Origin of the sequence: Paraburkholderia sp. BR13444, assembly GCF_040948755.1 — a bacterium.
Classification (GTDB): Bacteria; Pseudomonadota; Gammaproteobacteria; order Burkholderiales; family Burkholderiaceae; genus Paraburkholderia; species Paraburkholderia youngii.
The window spans coordinates 25,281-41,335 of record NZ_JBFPKM010000023.1 but is presented as its reverse complement, the minus strand read 5'-3'; the positions used below and the strand labels follow the sequence as shown (position 1 = coordinate 41,335).

Here is a 16,055-nt window from a genome sequence, read left to right as displayed (position 1 = left end):
GATTCGCTGTCGAATGGGCTCGCGCCGTAGAAGCATCATATTTTTCCATCGACACATGCGTGCTACATTCGGTTACCGACAAGCGCTCACTGTGCCATAAGGAGCACATGAACCATAGCGCACTCGCGCGATCGTTTTTTCCCTCAATCGACCAATGGAAAGGGGCATCCCACGAGGTGTCCCATCGGCAAAGGAAGACAGCAATGAGCGCGATTCCCGAACCCCACGCCCTCGAACCGCAAGGTTCGTTAAAAAGAAGCATAACGTGGACGGGCGCATTCTGGGTGGCAAGCGGCGCATCGGCGCTGGTCCTTTTCTCAATCGGCTCGATTGCCGCCACAGTCGGCAAGCTCTCGTGGGCGGTCTGGATGATCTCGATAGGTCTCGGCTTTATCCAGTCGTTTTCCTATGCGGAGATTGCGGGGCTGTTCCCGCACAAGTCTGGTGGTGCCTCGGTCTACGGTGCAATCGCATGGGTGCGCTACGCAAAACTGCTCGCACCGCTATCTGTGTGGTGCAGCTGGTTCGGATGGTCGCCGGTGATTGCGATTGGATCCGGACTTGGGGCAGGCTATGTCCTGACAATAATGTTCCCGCCGGAAGCCGCAATCAATACCTGGCAGATCACACTCGTCAATCTCGACTGGTTGAGAAGCGGATTGAGCCTCCGGATCAACGCGACATTCATACTAGGTGCAGCGATTCTGCTTGTCACCTTTGCGATGCAGAATCGCGGCATCCTGCGCACGGCGCGCATCCAGATGACGCTCGGCGTCCTTGCGCTCATACCGCTGATCATCGTTGGCACCGTGCCCCTTCTGCATGCTGATCTGCCGCTTCACAACCTTTTGCCGCTCCTTCCGTTCGCGCGAGACGCGAGCGGACAGATCGTAGATGGCACATGGGGACGCGCCGGGATCACCCTGATGGCGGGTGGACTTTTCATCGCCGGCTATTCGACCTATGCATTTGAGACAGCCATCTGCTATACGCGAGAATTCCGTGATCCGAAGGTCGATACGTTCAAGGCCAATCTCTATTCGGGCCTGCTGTGCATATTCGTATTCACGGTGTTGCCTCTGTCCTTTCAGGGTGTGCTCGGGCTGGGCCACCTGGTCACCCCTGAAGTCAAGGACGCAGCCGGGCACGTCGTGACACCGGCCGTCTATAGCGGCATGCTGGCCCCCGACATCTATAGCGGTCTGGGTATCGCGAAGGCAATGGCACCGATGATCCACGGTGGCCCGCTTGTAGAACGCGTGCTCGCGGTCATGCTGGTGCTGGCGCTCGTGCAGGCCATCATGACCGCGATGGCGGGGTCCTCCAGGACGCTCTATCAGGCTTCGCGGGAAGGCTGGTTGCCGAAATACCTCTCATATGTCAATCAAGACGGTGCTCCGACCCGGGCGATGTGGACAGACCTGTGCTTCAACCTGATCCTCCTCTTGATGTCGGACTATGTATTCGTGCTGGCAATGTCCAACGTTGGCTATATCATCTTCATTTTTTTGAATCTGAACGCTGCCTGGATTCACCGGCGCGACCGCCCGGACTGGCACCGGCCGTTCCGTGCTCCTAACTGGCTGCTGGCGCTCGGAACGTTGTTCTCATTCGTCAATCTCGGACTGCTCGGCATGGGGTCGAACATCTGGGGCTCGGGGACGCTCATTTCGGGCCTCGCTTTCGCCGCAATAATTATTCCCGTTTTTCTTTATCGCCATTACATCACTGATAAAGGGATTTTTCCCGAAACGATGATGGAGGACATGCATCGGACTGAAGAAGGCAAATTGAGCAGGCGTGCGGGACTCCTGCCCTATTGGACGATCATCGCGGGGGTCCTCGTGGTCGCTATCACGCGCAGTCTCGCGGTCTAATGACGATACACACGTTCAAGACACTGTCCCACTCAAACTGTCAACGTTGCGGCTGGTTGGTTCGAACGCGCCGCAGCGTTCAGCGTATTTAGCATCAACATCGCGATGGTCATCGGGCCAACCCCGCCCGGCACCGGCGTAATTGCGGTGGTTAGCGGCAACACGTTGTCGTAGTCGATGTCGCCGACGATGCCGGATTCGCCATTGGTTCTCGTGACCCGGTTAATACCTACGTCAATTGCGACCGCTCCCTCCTTTATCCAGTCCGCTTTCACGAGCTTCGGGATACCGACCGCGGCTACGACGATGTCAGCCTGACGGCAAATGTTCTGCGGCTCGACCGTACGACTGTGGACGATGGTGACCGTGCAATCGTTGTGCATCAACAAGTTCGCCATCGGCTTGCCGACGATGTTGGAGCGCCCTATCACGACCGCATGCTTGCCGCGCAGACCATCGCCTAGCACCTGCTTTAGCAAATGCAGGCAACCAAGTGGCGTGCAAGGAACAATGGCTTGTTCGATGTCTCCCGTTCCCAAGCGACCCGCATTTGAATAATGAAATCCATCGACGTCCTTGTTCGGGGCAATCGCCTCGATAACAGCATTGGGATTGATTTGCGGTGGAAGGGGGAGCTGCACCAGGATGCCGTGAATCTCGGGATCCTGATTGAGGTCCCGTATGAGCGCGAGCAGTTCGACCTCCCTGGTGGCCTCGGGTAGATCGTACTGACGGGACAGAAATCCGCATTCTTCGGCACGGCGTTTTTTGTTCCGCACGTAGACGCTGCTTGCCGGGTCTCTTCCCACGAGAACCACGGCCAGACCGGGCCGTAGCTTTTCGGCCTGCACTTTCGCCTTGATTGACTCGACGACATTCGAGGCCGCGGCTACGCCATCGATGATGTGAGGCTGTTCAATAGAAGACGCTCGGTTGCTGTTCATTGCCCGGTTTCCGTGTCCGTGGATGAAGAAACATCATCGTTGCGCTGTCACGCGAATCAATGAGAAATGGCAGAGACCAACAGTAGCGAAGCACACCCAAAGCGTCAACGCCAATCACCTTTTTTTCTCGTCAGGGAACACGAGTACACCCTAAGGGGTATCGCCTCGAATTGCCGCTCACTCGCACAAGCGCTGCCGTCTCCCAGACAGGCAGGTCGAAAGCCTGCCCCACCACGACTTTAGGAATATTTTTCCCGTCCCCACGATTCGCCTCACCATCACGCGCATCGGCCGCGAACTCCGTCAAGCAGTACGAAACGCGAGTACCTCCAAAAAGGTAGGCGTAGTCACCCTTAAACGGGCTACCCCTTGCCCGTTGTTGACAAGGCCACCCGGACACACAGATATTGTCACGAAACTCTGTTGACCCCACAGAACCAGGAAGATAGCCCGATCAGTGATCTTTGCCGGAGTCTCCGGCGTAACCCCAGGAAGGAGTGGACGACATGGAACACGCAATCCGTAAGCGTATTGATCGAATGTTTTCCCGCGACAAGCGTATGGCGCAAATCGCTCTCCTCCTGTTGTGGGCGACCGTGGGCTATGTGTACTTTGCCGTCACCTCCCAGACTGCCGACGCGGCGGTTCGGCTCGCACTATCGATCGGCGCAGGTGCCGTACTGGTGTTCAATTCCGCGTCGATCATCGCGATGATTCGCCACTACAGGGAAGACAAAGATCACATCTACGGCCTCGACATCCGTCACCTGGACGCAAATCGCGCTGCCAAGGCGGAGTTGGCGGGACGCGGCGATGGATCGTTCAGTCCTGCCGCCGACTAGGACTGCCTTTTTCATTTTTTTCTGCGCACGGCCGTGTCACACAGTTGCCCTAGTCGGCAACTGTGACGAACGGGATTTGTCTGCGTGCGCAATCCGCAATACCGCCTGAAGAGGAGAATCATCATGGCAGCCGATTACGTACCTCCCGTGCAGAAAGGATTCGGACAGCTGATCGATAGCATCTTTCTGCTCGTTCTCGTGTACTGCAGCCTTCTCGCGCCCCTGTTGCTGAAGGCCCCCGACCAGGCTCCTGCAACGCAGGCTGAGAGCAAGCAGGTAACGTGGCGCGATTTGGGGCAAAACGCCACTATGGAAGGGCAATGGCGCAAGCTGGGTTTCGACGTGCAACAAGCGAAGCCGATCATTACCCAACGTTTCGACTATCAGATTGAACCCGTCTCGCTGATTGCGACGGCACTCGTCATTGTCGGGTACTTCGTGTTCGTGCTGCGCGTATCGGACAAGCAATACCGTCAGGTGATCGCGGAAAAATTTGGGAGGTGATGTCATGAATCTTTGGCAATGGTCGAGCAATGCCGCATGGGGCCTGTCCGTTCTCATCTTCGCTTGGATTCTCGTCGACGCATTCAGGGTTAGCCGTGAATACGACGATGACTTCCTGATGAGTTCCACGGAAGGGAACGAATAGCTACACAGTGTTGGCATAAACCACAGGGAGCCACTCATGAGTGACGCAGCAGGAGTAGCACAGACAGGCGAGCGCATCGCTTTGCTGAAGGTGTTGGGCCCAATTCACGTGTGGGCGCTTGGCGTCGGCATCGTGCTGGTCGGCGAGTTCATGGGTTGGAACTTTTCGGTCGCGAAAGGCGGCGCATACGGATCGCTGATTGCATGCTGGATCATCGGTCTGCTCTACACATGCGTCGCGATGATCGACTCGGAAGTGACTTCAACTGTCGCGGCAGCGGGCGGGCAATATACCCAGGCCAAGCACATCATCGGGCCGCTGATGGCGTTCAACGTCGGGCTCTATCTGGTGATGGCTTACACGATGCTCGAGGCTGCGGACGCGCTCGTGGTGGGCGATCTCGTCAAAGCAGTCGCCACGGATTCGGGCTACGCGAATTTCGATTCACGGCCATTTACACTCGTCACGATCGCCTGTCTCGCCTTGCTCAATTACAGGGGCGTGTTCGTCACGCTCACGGTCAACTTCGTCATCACGGCCATTGCGTTCCTCGCGATCGTCATGCTGTTCCTTGGCGTCGCCCCCTGGCATCCGGGACAAACACTCCTTCATCACGAGTTACTGACCCAGTTGCCGTATGGATGGCTGGGGGTCGTCGCAGCCCTGCAATTTGGCATGTGGTATTACCTCGGCATCGAAGGCACTTGCCAGGCTGCCGAGGAGGTTCGCTCCGCAGGCCGCTCGATTCCGCTCGGGACGATGTCGGGCATGATCACGCTGCTCGTCGCAGCTGCCATGACATGGTATGTCGCCACGGGCCTCATGCCCTGGGAGTATCTCGGCCAGGCGGTCACGCCCCTCTACGACGCAGCGCGGCTTACCGGCAGCAAGTCGTTGCAGGTACTGTTGTTCGTCGGGACACTATTCTCGGCCGTTGCGTCGGCGAATGGCTGTATCAACGATGCCTCGCGTGCATGGTTTTCCATGTCGAGAGACCGCTATATGCCGATGTGGTTCGGCGCCGTTCACCCCCGCTACCGCACGCCATACCGCGCGATCATTTTTCTCGTGCCGATCGCCATCTCCTTCGCGTTCACGGGCCTGCTCGACCAGGTGATCACATTCTCGATTCTTTCCGGCCTGCTCGGCTATACATTCATGTCGATCAACATCGTCAGGTTCCGTCGGAAATGGCCGCTCGGAATCATCAATCGCGGCTACATTCACCCGTTCCATCCGATTCCGTCGATCGTGCTGGCCATACTCTGCTCCGCGACGTACTTCGCGACCTATCTCGGGTACGGCACTTCTCTGCTGTCGATCATGGCCTTCTATATCACGGCGTCGATCTGGTTTGCGCTGCATCGCTATAAATACGTCAAGCGCGGCGAGCAGTTCACGATGGACTGGCCGCGTCCAAAGGACTATTGATCGACATTCTCCTTGCCAAAGCCGACGTGAACCCACGTGGAGCGGCCGATATGCACTCAACGGGTATTGCCCTTGCGTTTCTGTTCCTGATCGTGCTCGCACTGATGTACCTGCGTAACAGCAAGGTACTACGAGCGGAGCGAGGCGGGCTGTTCGACGCATGTCTCGCGCTGTTCGAGCAGCATCGCCTGACCCAGGACGGTGTCTCCTGGCCCGTGCTGGCGGGGTCCTACGATGGATACGAGGTCCATGTCGCCCCCCTCGTCGACGATGCTGCTTTCCGCAAGGTGCCCTCGCTTTGGCTGCTCGTCACGGTGAAGCGCAAATTGCCGATAAAGGGAGCGGTAGACCTCCTCGCCCGCGCGCAGAACACCGAGTTCTACTCCCCTGCCGACAGCTTGCCATTACGCCTCGTGCCCCCCGAGGAGTGGCCCAGCCAGACGACGATCAAAGCCGACAAGCCCGCCACTGAGTTACCCCTTTCCGTACTAGACCCTCACGTTAAGCAATTCTTCGCGGATCCGCGTGCGAAGGAGATGCTCGTCACGCCACATGGCGTGCGGATCGTCTATCAGGCGCAAGGTGCGGACCGCAGTGAGTATCTCGTACTGCGTCGGGCCGTGTTTCGTGAAGCGAGGCTTTCCACAACGCTCGTTGAATCGCTGCTCGACCAGGCCGTGCAAGTGTGTGCAGATGTAATCAGAGGAGGTGTTTATGGACAAACCTGAATCGTCGCGTGCACGGCGTCCCGTGCATCCTTACCTAGTGCTGGTAGCGGGAGCCCTTCTTCCAGGAGCCGGTCAGGTGATCAACCGGATGCCCACGCGTGCCTTGATCATGATGTTCTTCATGTTGTCACTAGGGTTCGTGACGGTGCAGCTTGCAGCACCCGGTCGGTCTTTCATTGGGCGAAATGCCGGGGGGATTTTCGTCTATGCAATTTCAGTGATGGACGCCTACTTCATCGCACGGTACAGGTGGGAAGCGTTTCGCGTGCGCGCCGTCGGGTAACCCGCGCCCGTGTCTTCCCAACCACCTTTCACTCCCCGTTGCTGCGCTCACTCGCCCCTTCCCAACCTGAAGCGGACAGTGCGCGGTCGAGGATCTTTCTGGTGTCGGCCACGCCCGCCTCGATCCAACTGCACCCAATCTGCGTTGGAACCTTGAATTCGTGGCCTTCTACCTTGACGGGATCATCAAGGAGTTTCTGCAGGCTGTTCCGTAGCTCCTCCAGCGCCGCATCGGTGTCTGCCAACCCCCGTTCGGCGAGGTGTTGCGCACCGCCGCCACACCAGGCAAGTGCTTCTGCGCTGAAGTCGACCAGCAACACCGCGAATACGTGAGAATCCAGCAACGCAGCGCAGTTCAGTTGGCCCTGAATCGCTTCGAGCCTCCTGCCGATGGCGATCAGCACGCGATCGGCGTAATCCTGACCAAAGCGCGTCGCAACACGCTCCAGTTCTCCAACATTGATCGCGAAGATTGCACACGGCAGTGGGTTTCGCGACGACAGAGCCAGGGAAAACTCCAGGCGGCCGAGAAACAGCGGCAGACTCATGAGGCCTGTGGAATTCTCAAAAGTCTGGCTGCGCCGGGCGTCTTCTTCGATCATCTGCCTGCGCGCCACTTCCACGATGAATCCCTCCAGCCCCATCAGTTCGTCCCGGGCGGAATAGACACCGCATCCCTGATCCCAAACCCATTTAGTTTGCCCAGCGCGGTCGACAATCCGGTAAGTCAGCTCATAAGGCTTTCGCGCCACGATCCGCGTCTGCACCTCGTTCCAGACGAATTCGCGATCATCGGGGTGGATCAGCGAACGGAAGGTCAGGCGGCTTTCATCGATCAGTTCGAAAGCCTCATAGCCAGTCAGTTCGAAGCAGCCTTCACTCACGAAAGCCATCGACCTGTCACGGTTGTTCTGCCCCCGATAAATCATCGCGCGCAAATTGGACAACAGGGTGCGCAGGCTGCGCCGGCTGGCGCGCAAAGCTTCTTCGTGGCGTTCGCGATTCGAGACGTCGATCGCAAGTCCGACGGCACCGACGAGCGCGCCTTCGTGATCGGACACTGCATGACAACGCAGTTCCACCTGCGCCATCGTGTTGTCGGCACGAATGAGTCGCGCTTCCCCGACCATTTCGCTCATGTGTCCGCCGAGCAGCGCTTTGAGCCGGGCATTCAGGGTTTCTGCGTCCTCTGGATGAAAGAAGCCCGAAAATGGTCGCGGCTCCGGGTCGTTCCCGACGGCACGGACCAGGCTGCGCCACGCTGGATTCGAGAAGATCAGACGCAACTCGCGATCCACACGAAAGAGCGCCTGGGGCAGCTGGAGCACGGCATCCTGGCAATGTTGAAGAATTTGCAGCTCGCTGCGCTGAGCGTCCGTACTCGTGTAGGGCGCCGGAAATTGCAGCAGCGTCATACGCGAGTCGCGCGCACTCAGTGCCGTCACGGGTTGCAAACGGAAACTGCCGTCGCCGTAGGCGATCCGCAGCGACGCAGAGGTGCGCTCACCCCCGTCGCGCGACTGCGTGAGCAGCGCCGTCAAATCCAATAAGGACTGCGGATGAACGAGGTTGCTGAACGGCATCCCGACGATTTCATCCGCGTACGGTTCCCAACGCGCGTACTTGAGGAAAGCGCTATTGACGAACACGAGCGCATCGTTGTCGAGTAACGCGGCGGGCATCGAAAGATTCGCAGCAAATGCGCGCAGATCAGGCAACTTGACCGCGCGTGCAACGCGTGGCGCCGTGCGGCGGGCACTGTAGGCCATCGCCAGCAGAAATGCGGCAAGGCATCCCGCCAGTACAATCGCGACGTACAATAAACCACTATTACCGGGACCGTAGCCAAGCCGGGGCAACACTAGCGCGGCGACCGCACCAAGAAGTATCGTGGCGAACAGATAAACCGACATGACATTTTCGCTCGGAAAAACACGATTACAGCTCGCGACCGGTTCGGTGCGCGTTATTACTTCATTCACCCATGAATACTGCCCGGTCTGAGGCCTCTTACCACTATCCGCTCTTTGCGAAGGTCTGCTCGCTGCTCGCCTGCATCGTCGGCTTGATCGCGCTGCTCTATGTGAGTGGATATATGCAGGCCAAAGGAAACGAAGGATTCCGGCAGACCCTCTCTTCTCTCGACGAAGTCGCGCGCCTGCGAACAGCCGCCGCGAAACCACAGCCAGGCTCGCCAGGAAAGGCTCAAGCGCTAACTGAGCAGGCCGATTGGCTTGTCAGCAACGATACGCTACTGAACGACTGGAGGCAACATGGCGCCCCGACGAAAGAACTCGCTAGCGCACTCGTAGCCGCGACTGCAGGGTCTACATCAGATAGTGCCCGCGGGCCGGATGCAAAAATTTCGGCACTACGTGCGCTACGTTCGCAAGTCGCTTACCAGGCGCAAGTGCAAAAGGCCGTGCTCGGGCTGCTGCAGGGCGCAACCGCTTGCCTTCTGGTTCTTGGCATCGTTGCGCTCGCAAGGGGTGCGCATCGCGCCTTCGTCACGCGACCAGCAGCGGCGCTGCAGGCGCTCGCGGAATCCGGGCAGACAATACCGCAAGGGGACGACGAAATCGACCGGCTTTTGAAGCTTCAGGCGCAACTTGCCGTTCGACTGCGCACCGAGCAAAGCGAGTCGGCGCAACTCAAGCGAATCGTCGAAGACTACATTGCATTTGCGGACCAATCGCTCGAGCTGCTTCACCACATCTGCGCGCAGCTTGCCGAGCAAGAGCCATCGGGCCGCACGCTCGAGGCGCTGTTGCAGCGTCTCGTCGGTGTGTTGCGCGCCCAACGTATTGCGCTGGTGGTCACCGAATCGACGGCCCAGCTGCTCGATATCGATCCCGTCGTAGCGCCGAACGGCGACGTGCCGCAGATCGTCAAGGCACGCGTCACGAACGAACTGATGACGCTTGCCGGACACTATACGTTTTCTTTGCTCAATGACGGCGGGGTGTCGCCCCCGGTGCTTGCCGCCCCGGTCCGCGTGCCGCTCGCAACCTATGGGGTGCTGATCGCGGAGGGCGAGCCGGACACGCGCTTCGAGCAGCGGCATCTGTATCTGCTGGAAACGATCGCCAGCGTGCTCGCACACGCGATCTCCAATGTCAGCCGCGATGTGCGCGACCGGCGTATGGCGCTTTTCGAGGAACGCAATGCCATTGCGCGCGAGTTGCATGACTCGCTCGCGCAATCGCTCTCATATATGAAGATCCAGCTCGCGCGGCTGCAAGCCGTGCTGCCGCCTCAACTCTCGCAGAGCGATGTCGCCGAAATCGCGCGCGCGATTCGCGAGGGCATCGACAGCGCCTACCGGCAGCTGCGCGAACTGCTCACGACCTTCCGCGCGCCAATGCATGCGCACGGTCTTGCGTCCACGCTCGAGGAGCTTGCCGAAGAATTCGGATCGCGCAGTGAGGTACAAATCTCGATTGACAATCGTGTGCCGCGCATGCGTCTCTCAGTCAACGAGGAAATGCATGTCGTGCAGATCGTGCGTGAAGCGCTGACAAATGTAATCCGTCATGCGCGCGCCACGACGGCGCAGGTGCAACTCATGTCGGACGGACTCACGATGACGGTCACGATCGAGGACGATGGCAAAGGTCTCACCCGCTCACGGGGCGACGAACATCACTACGGCCTCGCGATCATGCGCGAGCGAGCCCGCAGCCTCGGTGGACGTCTGGAACTGAAGCCCGCTGAACGCGGCTCGCGCGTGGTATTGAACTTCATCCCCGCAGCGCACAAGGCTCGCGCCATCAGTGGTGCCGGTGTCCGTTAGCGTAAATTCGTGAAGCTAACACTCCGGGAGTAGCTCAGCCTACTCACAAGGAGGTAGAGTGGTCCACCGATCCATCAAAAGGCGATCCTCTTCCGCAGCCACGAAGGGTATTGCCGACGTGCTTTCCATACCGCGTTAAATGGCGCCGTATCGTTGGGGTTGAGTCTAAGGAAAACCCGCAAAGCGTCAGCATCGGGCAGGAATCTATTTTTCCCATCGCGTCATGTTGCTAGAATAATTCAGGCATCAAGTCTGAACAATAAAAGCCTCTTCTCTATGTACTCGAGATCGCACTGCCGTGCGCATCGCAGTTGACAGAGCCAGGCCGATCTAACTGGTCGATCTGGCATATGAGCCCAGGAAGAGCCGATGGTCACTAACACAGTACTTCTGATCGACGATCACGCGTTGTTTCGAAAGGGCGTCGCGCAACTCATCCAGATGAATCCCGCCTTCGAAGTGGTGGGCGAAGCGACTTCCGGAGAAGACGGCGTTGAGATGGCCGTGCGCCTGAAGCCGGACGTCATCCTGATCGACCTGAACATGCCGCGCATGAACGGGATCGAAACGTTGGACCGCATGCGCGAAGCCGGCGTCGAAGCGCGTTTCATCATGCTGACGGTGTCGGATAACGAGCGCGACGTGGTGGCCGCGTTGCGCGCCGGCGCGCATGGCTATTTGCTAAAGGACATGGACCCCGAGGACTTGTGCCTGTCGCTCGAAAAGGCGCTCAGGGGATCTGCCGTTCTCAGCGAGTCGGTGACGGGCGCGCTGGTTCATGCATTGTCGGGTGGCCAGCGCCTTCCTGTCACACAGAACGAGCTGACCGCGCGCGAGCTCGAGGTCTTCGACTTTCTGGTTGCCGGCCTGAGCAATAAGGCCATCGCGCGCAAACTCGATATCAGCGTCGGCACCGTGAAAGTTCATGTTAAGCATGTGCTGCGGAAGCTCGATCTTCACTCGCGGCTCGAGGCCGTGCTCTGGCAGCGGGATCACGGCGCGCGCGCGCACTCTTATTCATGAGGGCACGGCGCGGCTTGAAACCCGCGCCGGCACATCGAGCTGTCACGCGCCTCGTTGAACTCAATTCGACTGCTGCGCTTGCATCGCCCGCATAGGGATTCTCTGATCAGCATGAGTAGCACTATGCCCCTTGTGCAGACCGCCGAGCAATTCCGTCAGCTCGCCGATGTGGTGAATGACGCGCAAGCAAGGCAACTCCGATACCGGGTGATTGTGGCTGTATCCGTAGCTGACGCACACCATCGGCATATTGGCCGCCTGTGCCGCTAACGCATCCGTCACGCAATCGCCAACGAATAGCGTATGGGTCGGGTCCACGCCCAGCGCTTCGCACGCCTGCAGGAGTGGCTCGGGATCGGGCTTACGCGGCAAGCGGGCATTGGCATCGACCACCATGTCGAACCATGCATGCAAGCCGAAACGCCATATCAGCGGATCGACGAAGCGCGACTCCGAGTCGGTGACGAGGCCCAGCTTGAGACCCATCTCCCGCAAGCTGTCGAGCGTCGCTTCCGCGCCCGGGTAAAACTCGCTCAACTGGTTCTTATCGCGGCAGATCTGATGATAGGACGCCTCATAGCGGCGCAGGACCAGATCCAGCGTGGCGGGGCGCGCATCGATGCCGAGCAGCGTCAGCGCGCGATCGACGAGGATCTCTGAACCGCCGCCTATCAACGTTTGCGCGACGCCAGGCGCGAGCAGGGGAAAACCGTTCTCGGCGAGTGCCCGGTTGAGCGCGTTGCCGATATCGGGCGACGTATGCAACAGCGTGCCATCGAGATCGAATAGCACGGCATCGATCGGCATATTGCGCGGCGTGACTTGCATGTTCGTGTCTCCTGTCTGGTGAGTACAAGTGTTCCCGCGGATGGTCACGATGCCCGTTTCTGGCGGTCGATCATCTGCAGGATCATAGGGGTGAAGATCAACTGCATCGCAAGTCCCATCTTGCCGCCCGGTACGACGATGACATTGGGCCGGCTCATGAACGAGTCATGCAGCATGGTAAGTAAATAAGGAAAGTCGATGCCCTTCGGATTGGCAAAGCGGATGACAACGAAGCTCTCGTCGGCGCTTGGTATGTCGCGGGCTGCAAACGGATTCGACGTGTCCACGGTCGGCACGCGCTGGAAGTTCACGTGCGTTCTGCTGAATTGAGGGCAGATATGGTGAGCGTAGTCCGGCATGCGCCGCAGGATCGTATCCATGACAGCCTCCCGCGAATAGCCGCGCAGCGCCTCGTCCCGATGAAGCTTCTGTATCCATTCCAGATTGATGATGGGGACGACCCCCACCAGCAGGTCCGTATGTTGTGCGACGTCGACGCCACGGCCGATAAAGCCGCCATGCAGCCCCTCGTAGAAAAGCAGATCGGTGGGCGGCTCGATGTCTGTCCACGGCGAGAACGTACCGGGTTCCAGACCATAAGGCGCAGCCTGGGCGTCGTCATGGAGGTATTTCCGCAACCTCCCCCGCCCGGTCGCCGAATACTCACGAAACAACTCGGCGAGTTCCTGCAGCAGATTCGCCTCAGGGCCGAAGTGGCTGAACTGGTGACGGCTTTCCTCTGCAGCTTTCATTGCAGACTGCATGCCCGCGCGGTCGAAGCGATGAAATGCGTCGCCCTCCACGATCTGCACGTTCAGCTTTTCGCGCCGGAAAATGTGCTGAAAACTGTTCATGACAGTCGTGGTGCCGGCACCGCTCGACCCCGTTACCGCAACGATTGGATGTTTGATCGACATGCTCCCACCCCCATCTACACGCGTGCTTCCGGGCGAAACAGGGAGCGCTCGTTGAAAAGCGGTGACGTGAATGGCGTGTCCTCGCCTCGATCGTGTTCCCAGTGGTATCGCTCGATACGCTCGACTTCATGCTGGCTGCCGACGAATAGCGGCGTGAGTGCATGCGCATCGGCGTCGACATCGAATATCCGTGCACGCCCCGAGCTGGCAAGTCCGCCCGCCTGTTTGACGATCCAGGCGAGCGACTGCGCCTGATATAGCAACGGTTGACGTGTCGCAATGGGCCCCCGGCGCCTTTCGCACGGGAAAAGACACAGGCCGCCGCGCATCAGCGTGCGGTGCGCATCGGCCGCCAACGAATCGTTCCAGCGTGTGTCGAAATCGCGCTGGCGCACGCCCGCGCTTCCGTCACGGCACTCGTTCACATAACGCTGCACAGGCCGCTCCCACGAGCGCTCATTGCTGCAATTGATGGCGACCACAGGGCCTTGTTCGGGGATGCGCATTGCGTGATGCGTCAACATGAATTCGTCCCGTTGACGGCAAAGCGTGAACCCATGGGTGCCGCGCCCGACGGTGATCACCAGCATCGTGGAAGGACCGTAGAGAGCGTAGCCAGCGGCAATCTGCTTCGTGCCGACGATCTCGCAGTCACCGTCATGGCTTCGCGCCTCTGTCTGCCGTATCGAGAATACGGTTCCGAGCGCAACGTTCGATTCGATATTGGCCACACTATCGAGCGAACTGGCAAACAGCACATATGGCCCTGCCACCGCAGGATGCCGCGCCTGCTCGCAATGCAGCACAATGCCCGCTTTCTGCGCCCTGCACTCGCTCGACGCGATGAAGGCTTCCTTCGCGGCATCACGGCACGACCCGCTATCTGGCGAGGCGCTCGCCACCTGTAGCGTCTGCGAATCGACGATCGTACCCTGTGCGATACGCGCCGCAATGATCTTCGCCGCTTGCGCAATGCCCTGAAGAACGTTACGCAGCGAGACGGCATGCGGATCCTGCTCGATGGCAAGCGCTTGCTCGCGGCCGGTGCCGAGGTGGGCCGCAAGAAAAACCGGCAGCGTCGGTTGGGTCACGATCGCCGCGGTGCGTCGATTTCCTGCGCCAACCGCCTGCGCATGCTCAGCTGATTCAATTCGTGCATTCATCGCTACCTCGATCGTCCATTGCTCGCCAGGACTGCTGACTAGAACGGTAAGCCAGCGCATACTCGGGGAAAATTCAAATGTTTTTACTTGCGTTTTAAGCGATGCTTATCTGTCGCATCCAGGAGTGCCGATCATGCTCAATCTCCTTCGCAATCTCACGCTACGTCAGTTGCAGATCTTCTCTGCCGCCTCTCAATACGAGAGCTTCGCCCGCGCCGCGGACACCCTGCACCTGACCCAACCCGCCGTCTCAATGCAGATCAAGCAGCTCGAGGAGGCGATTGGAGTGCCTCTATTCGAGCGCATCGGCAGGCGCATTGCCCTGACCGAAGCCGGTTCGACGCTTTCTCACCACGCAAAGCGGATTCTCGGTGACATCAAGGATGCCGAAGATGCGATGCGTTGCCTTTCATCGGCGGATGGGGGCAATATCTCCATCGGAATCGTCAGCACGGCCCGCTATTTCATTCCTCGCCAGATTGCGCGCTATGTGGAACGTCAACCCAAGGTCAATATCAGCTTTTCAATCGGCAAGCGCGATGTACTGCTGCGCCAGTTGCAGGACAATGAGATCGACCTCGCCGTCATGGGCCCGCCTCCCGTCGAGCTCGATGCGCACAGCGAGCCGCTCGCGTACAACCCGCATGTCGTCGTCGCGAGCACGAATCATCCTTTTATCGACGCGGCATGCTTCGACTTGCACGAAATGCGCAGCGAGACGTTTCTGATGCGTGAGCCAGGTTCCGATACGGAGGGCGTCGCGAGCGAAATGTTTCGCCATCATCTTTTCACTCCAGCCCGCACCCTCACCTGTGACAGCAACGAAACAATCAAGCAGGCGGTGGCCGCTGGCATCGGCGTCAGTCTGTTGCCGCTGCATACGTTACGGCTCGAACTGCTGACGGGCGAAGTGTCAGTCCTGCATGTCAACGGCACGCCCATTAACCGTGTGTGGCACGTGGTTCACATGAAGGCGAAGCGGATGTCTCCGACCTGCGTGGCGTTCCGCCGTTTTTTGATCGAGAAGTCTGGTGCGTGGCTCGAAGGCCAGTTCGCCGACCTCACCCCTCATGACCCGGCCGCCCGCCCCTTCGTGCAGATATGACGCGAGAACCAGGCGAGCCGATGTGCCGCTTACGGCCATCGTATGGTGCGCTCGATAGTCACGCCGACAGCCTTGACGTTTGCGAACTTCGCTGGCTTCGCAATTGAAATGCGCACCCAATGCGCGTTGAAATCGGCCAATAGCATCTGCGCAATCGACTCTGCCAGCGCCTCCAGTAATTTCACCCTGTGGTGCACGAGTTGCAATTGCAGCGCCTCATGAACCTTGCCGTAGTCGATCGTGTCGGCAATAGCGTCCGTATCGCATGCGTGGCTATGCGGCACCCCGGCCCACAAGTCGATTCGCACGGGTTGCAGCGCAGTCAGTTCATCGGGATCTATCCCGATGACGGTATCGCCCTGAAAGCCTTCGATAAAGATCATGTCCATCCCCGACGAAGCGAGGTAGGGCCTCGCCGCGAGGTTTTTGTCGATCATATTCATGTGGTTTCCTTTTCGCTATGGTCGCGGGAA

The 16,055-nt window shown here is 59.0% G+C and carries 15 protein-coding genes; 9 read left to right on the top strand and 6 right to left on the bottom strand.

The genetic code is table 11. The features are described 5' to 3' along the window. Window positions 1–203: 203 nt before the first annotated feature. Window positions 204–1,877, top strand: a complete 1,674-nt coding sequence (locus AB3X95_RS36340) for an APC family permease (RefSeq protein ID WP_176368178.1) — start codon at window positions 204–206, stop codon at window positions 1,875–1,877. Between the two features lie 32 nt (window positions 1,878–1,909). On the opposite strand, the gene AB3X95_RS36335 is transcribed toward AB3X95_RS36340, so the two are convergent. Then, a complete protein-coding gene (locus AB3X95_RS36335; RefSeq protein WP_368623785.1) occupies window positions 1,910–2,821 on the bottom strand; it encodes a bifunctional 5,10-methylenetetrahydrofolate dehydrogenase/5,10-methenyltetrahydrofolate cyclohydrolase in 912 nt (303 codons plus the stop codon). 506 nt (window positions 2,822–3,327) lie between these two features. Between AB3X95_RS36335 and AB3X95_RS36330 the strand changes: the two genes are divergently transcribed. The 5 genes from AB3X95_RS36330 (at window position 3,328) to AB3X95_RS36310 (ending at window position 6,754) form a co-directional block, all read left to right on the top strand. Further along, window positions 3,328–3,663 (top strand): hypothetical protein, encoded by a 336-nt coding sequence (locus tag AB3X95_RS36330; protein ID WP_176368176.1) that lies wholly within the window; start codon window positions 3,328–3,330, stop codon window positions 3,661–3,663. 123 nt (window positions 3,664–3,786) lie between these two features. Beyond that, window positions 3,787–4,167 (top strand): hypothetical protein, encoded by a 381-nt coding sequence (locus AB3X95_RS36325; protein WP_368592561.1) that lies wholly within the window; start codon window positions 3,787–3,789, stop codon window positions 4,165–4,167. A 181-nt stretch (window positions 4,168–4,348) separates the two neighbouring features. Beyond that, window positions 4,349–5,743, top strand: coding sequence for an APC family permease (locus AB3X95_RS36320; RefSeq protein WP_176125227.1), 1,395 nt, complete (start codon window positions 4,349–4,351; stop codon window positions 5,741–5,743). Continuing rightward, complete coding sequence (locus AB3X95_RS36315) at window positions 5,740–6,471, top strand: hypothetical protein (RefSeq protein WP_255215156.1); 732 nt, start codon at window positions 5,740–5,742, stop codon at window positions 6,469–6,471. Before AB3X95_RS36320 ends, AB3X95_RS36315 begins: the two co-directional genes overlap by 4 nt. Then, window positions 6,458–6,754 (top strand): hypothetical protein, encoded by a 297-nt coding sequence (locus AB3X95_RS36310; RefSeq protein ID WP_176125228.1) that lies wholly within the window; start codon window positions 6,458–6,460, stop codon window positions 6,752–6,754. Before AB3X95_RS36315 ends, AB3X95_RS36310 begins: the two co-directional genes overlap by 14 nt. A gap of 28 nt (window positions 6,755–6,782) precedes the next feature. Here the strand turns inward: AB3X95_RS36310 and AB3X95_RS36305 are convergent, their stop codons facing one another. After that, window positions 6,783–8,666 (bottom strand): PAS domain-containing protein, encoded by a 1,884-nt coding sequence (locus AB3X95_RS36305; protein WP_368623784.1) that lies wholly within the window; start codon window positions 8,664–8,666, stop codon window positions 6,783–6,785. Between the two features lie 497 nt (window positions 8,667–9,163). On the opposite strand from AB3X95_RS36305, the gene AB3X95_RS36300 reads away from it, so the two are divergent. Beyond that, the gene (locus AB3X95_RS36300) at window positions 9,164–10,546 is read left to right on the top strand and encodes a histidine kinase (protein WP_368623783.1); all 1,383 of its coding nucleotides are present in this window, start codon (window positions 9,164–9,166) and stop codon (window positions 10,544–10,546) included. Between the two features lie 369 nt (window positions 10,547–10,915). After that, the gene (narL, locus tag AB3X95_RS36295; RefSeq protein ID WP_176368172.1) at window positions 10,916–11,569 is read left to right on the top strand and encodes a two-component system response regulator NarL; all 654 of its coding nucleotides are present in this window, start codon (window positions 10,916–10,918) and stop codon (window positions 11,567–11,569) included. A gap of 60 nt (window positions 11,570–11,629) precedes the next feature. On the opposite strand, the gene AB3X95_RS36290 is transcribed toward narL, so the two are convergent. The 3 genes from AB3X95_RS36290 to AB3X95_RS36280 are packed head-to-tail and all read right to left on the bottom strand — an operon-like array spanning window position 11,630 to window position 14,477. Next, window positions 11,630–12,397, bottom strand: coding sequence for an HAD-IA family hydrolase (locus tag AB3X95_RS36290; RefSeq protein ID WP_368623782.1), 768 nt, complete (start codon window positions 12,395–12,397; stop codon window positions 11,630–11,632). Between the two features lie 44 nt (window positions 12,398–12,441). Further along, window positions 12,442–13,314: a phosphoribulokinase gene (locus tag AB3X95_RS36285; RefSeq protein WP_176125233.1), complete on the bottom strand. Its 873-nt coding sequence runs from the start codon at window positions 13,312–13,314 to the stop codon at window positions 12,442–12,444. A 14-nt stretch (window positions 13,315–13,328) separates the two neighbouring features. Further along, window positions 13,329–14,477 (bottom strand): fructose-1,6-bisphosphatase, encoded by a 1,149-nt coding sequence (locus AB3X95_RS36280; protein WP_368623781.1) that lies wholly within the window; start codon window positions 14,475–14,477, stop codon window positions 13,329–13,331. Between the two features lie 133 nt (window positions 14,478–14,610). Here AB3X95_RS36280 and AB3X95_RS36275 point away from each other — a divergent pair, with 133 nt between their 5' ends. Further along, window positions 14,611–15,582: a LysR substrate-binding domain-containing protein gene (locus AB3X95_RS36275; protein ID WP_368623780.1), complete on the top strand. Its 972-nt coding sequence runs from the start codon at window positions 14,611–14,613 to the stop codon at window positions 15,580–15,582. 29 nt (window positions 15,583–15,611) lie between these two features. Here AB3X95_RS36275 and AB3X95_RS36270 read toward each other — a convergent pair whose 3' ends face one another. Next, the gene (locus tag AB3X95_RS36270) at window positions 15,612–16,025 is read right to left on the bottom strand and encodes a dihydroneopterin aldolase (protein ID WP_176383687.1); all 414 of its coding nucleotides are present in this window, start codon (window positions 16,023–16,025) and stop codon (window positions 15,612–15,614) included. Window positions 16,026–16,055 lie beyond the last annotated feature (30 nt).

Coding starts and splice junctions, on each gene's coding strand:
- AB3X95_RS36340 (WP_176368178.1), top strand. CDS start 204: ATGAGCGCGATTCCCGAACCCCACGCCCTCGAACCGCAAGGTTCGTTA.
- AB3X95_RS36335 (WP_368623785.1), bottom strand. CDS start 2,821: ATGAACAGCAACCGAGCGTCTTCTATTGAACAGCCTCACATCATCGAT.
- AB3X95_RS36330 (WP_176368176.1), top strand. CDS start 3,328: ATGGAACACGCAATCCGTAAGCGTATTGATCGAATGTTTTCCCGCGAC.
- AB3X95_RS36325 (WP_368592561.1), top strand. CDS start 3,787: ATGGCAGCCGATTACGTACCTCCCGTGCAGAAAGGATTCGGACAGCTG.
- AB3X95_RS36320 (WP_176125227.1), top strand. CDS start 4,349: ATGAGTGACGCAGCAGGAGTAGCACAGACAGGCGAGCGCATCGCTTTG.
- AB3X95_RS36310 (WP_176125228.1), top strand. CDS start 6,458: ATGGACAAACCTGAATCGTCGCGTGCACGGCGTCCCGTGCATCCTTAC.
- AB3X95_RS36305 (WP_368623784.1), bottom strand. CDS start 8,666: ATGTCGGTTTATCTGTTCGCCACGATACTTCTTGGTGCGGTCGCCGCG.
- narL (WP_176368172.1), top strand. CDS start 10,916: ATGGTCACTAACACAGTACTTCTGATCGACGATCACGCGTTGTTTCGA.
- AB3X95_RS36290 (WP_368623782.1), bottom strand. CDS start 12,397: ATGCAAGTCACGCCGCGCAATATGCCGATCGATGCCGTGCTATTCGAT.
- AB3X95_RS36285 (WP_176125233.1), bottom strand. CDS start 13,314: ATGTCGATCAAACATCCAATCGTTGCGGTAACGGGGTCGAGCGGTGCC.
- AB3X95_RS36280 (WP_368623781.1), bottom strand. CDS start 14,477: ATGAATGCACGAATTGAATCAGCTGAGCATGCGCAGGCGGTTGGCGCA.
- AB3X95_RS36275 (WP_368623780.1), top strand. CDS start 14,611: ATGCTCAATCTCCTTCGCAATCTCACGCTACGTCAGTTGCAGATCTTC.
- AB3X95_RS36270 (WP_176383687.1), bottom strand. CDS start 16,025: ATGAATATGATCGACAAAAACCTCGCGGCGAGGCCCTACCTCGCTTCG.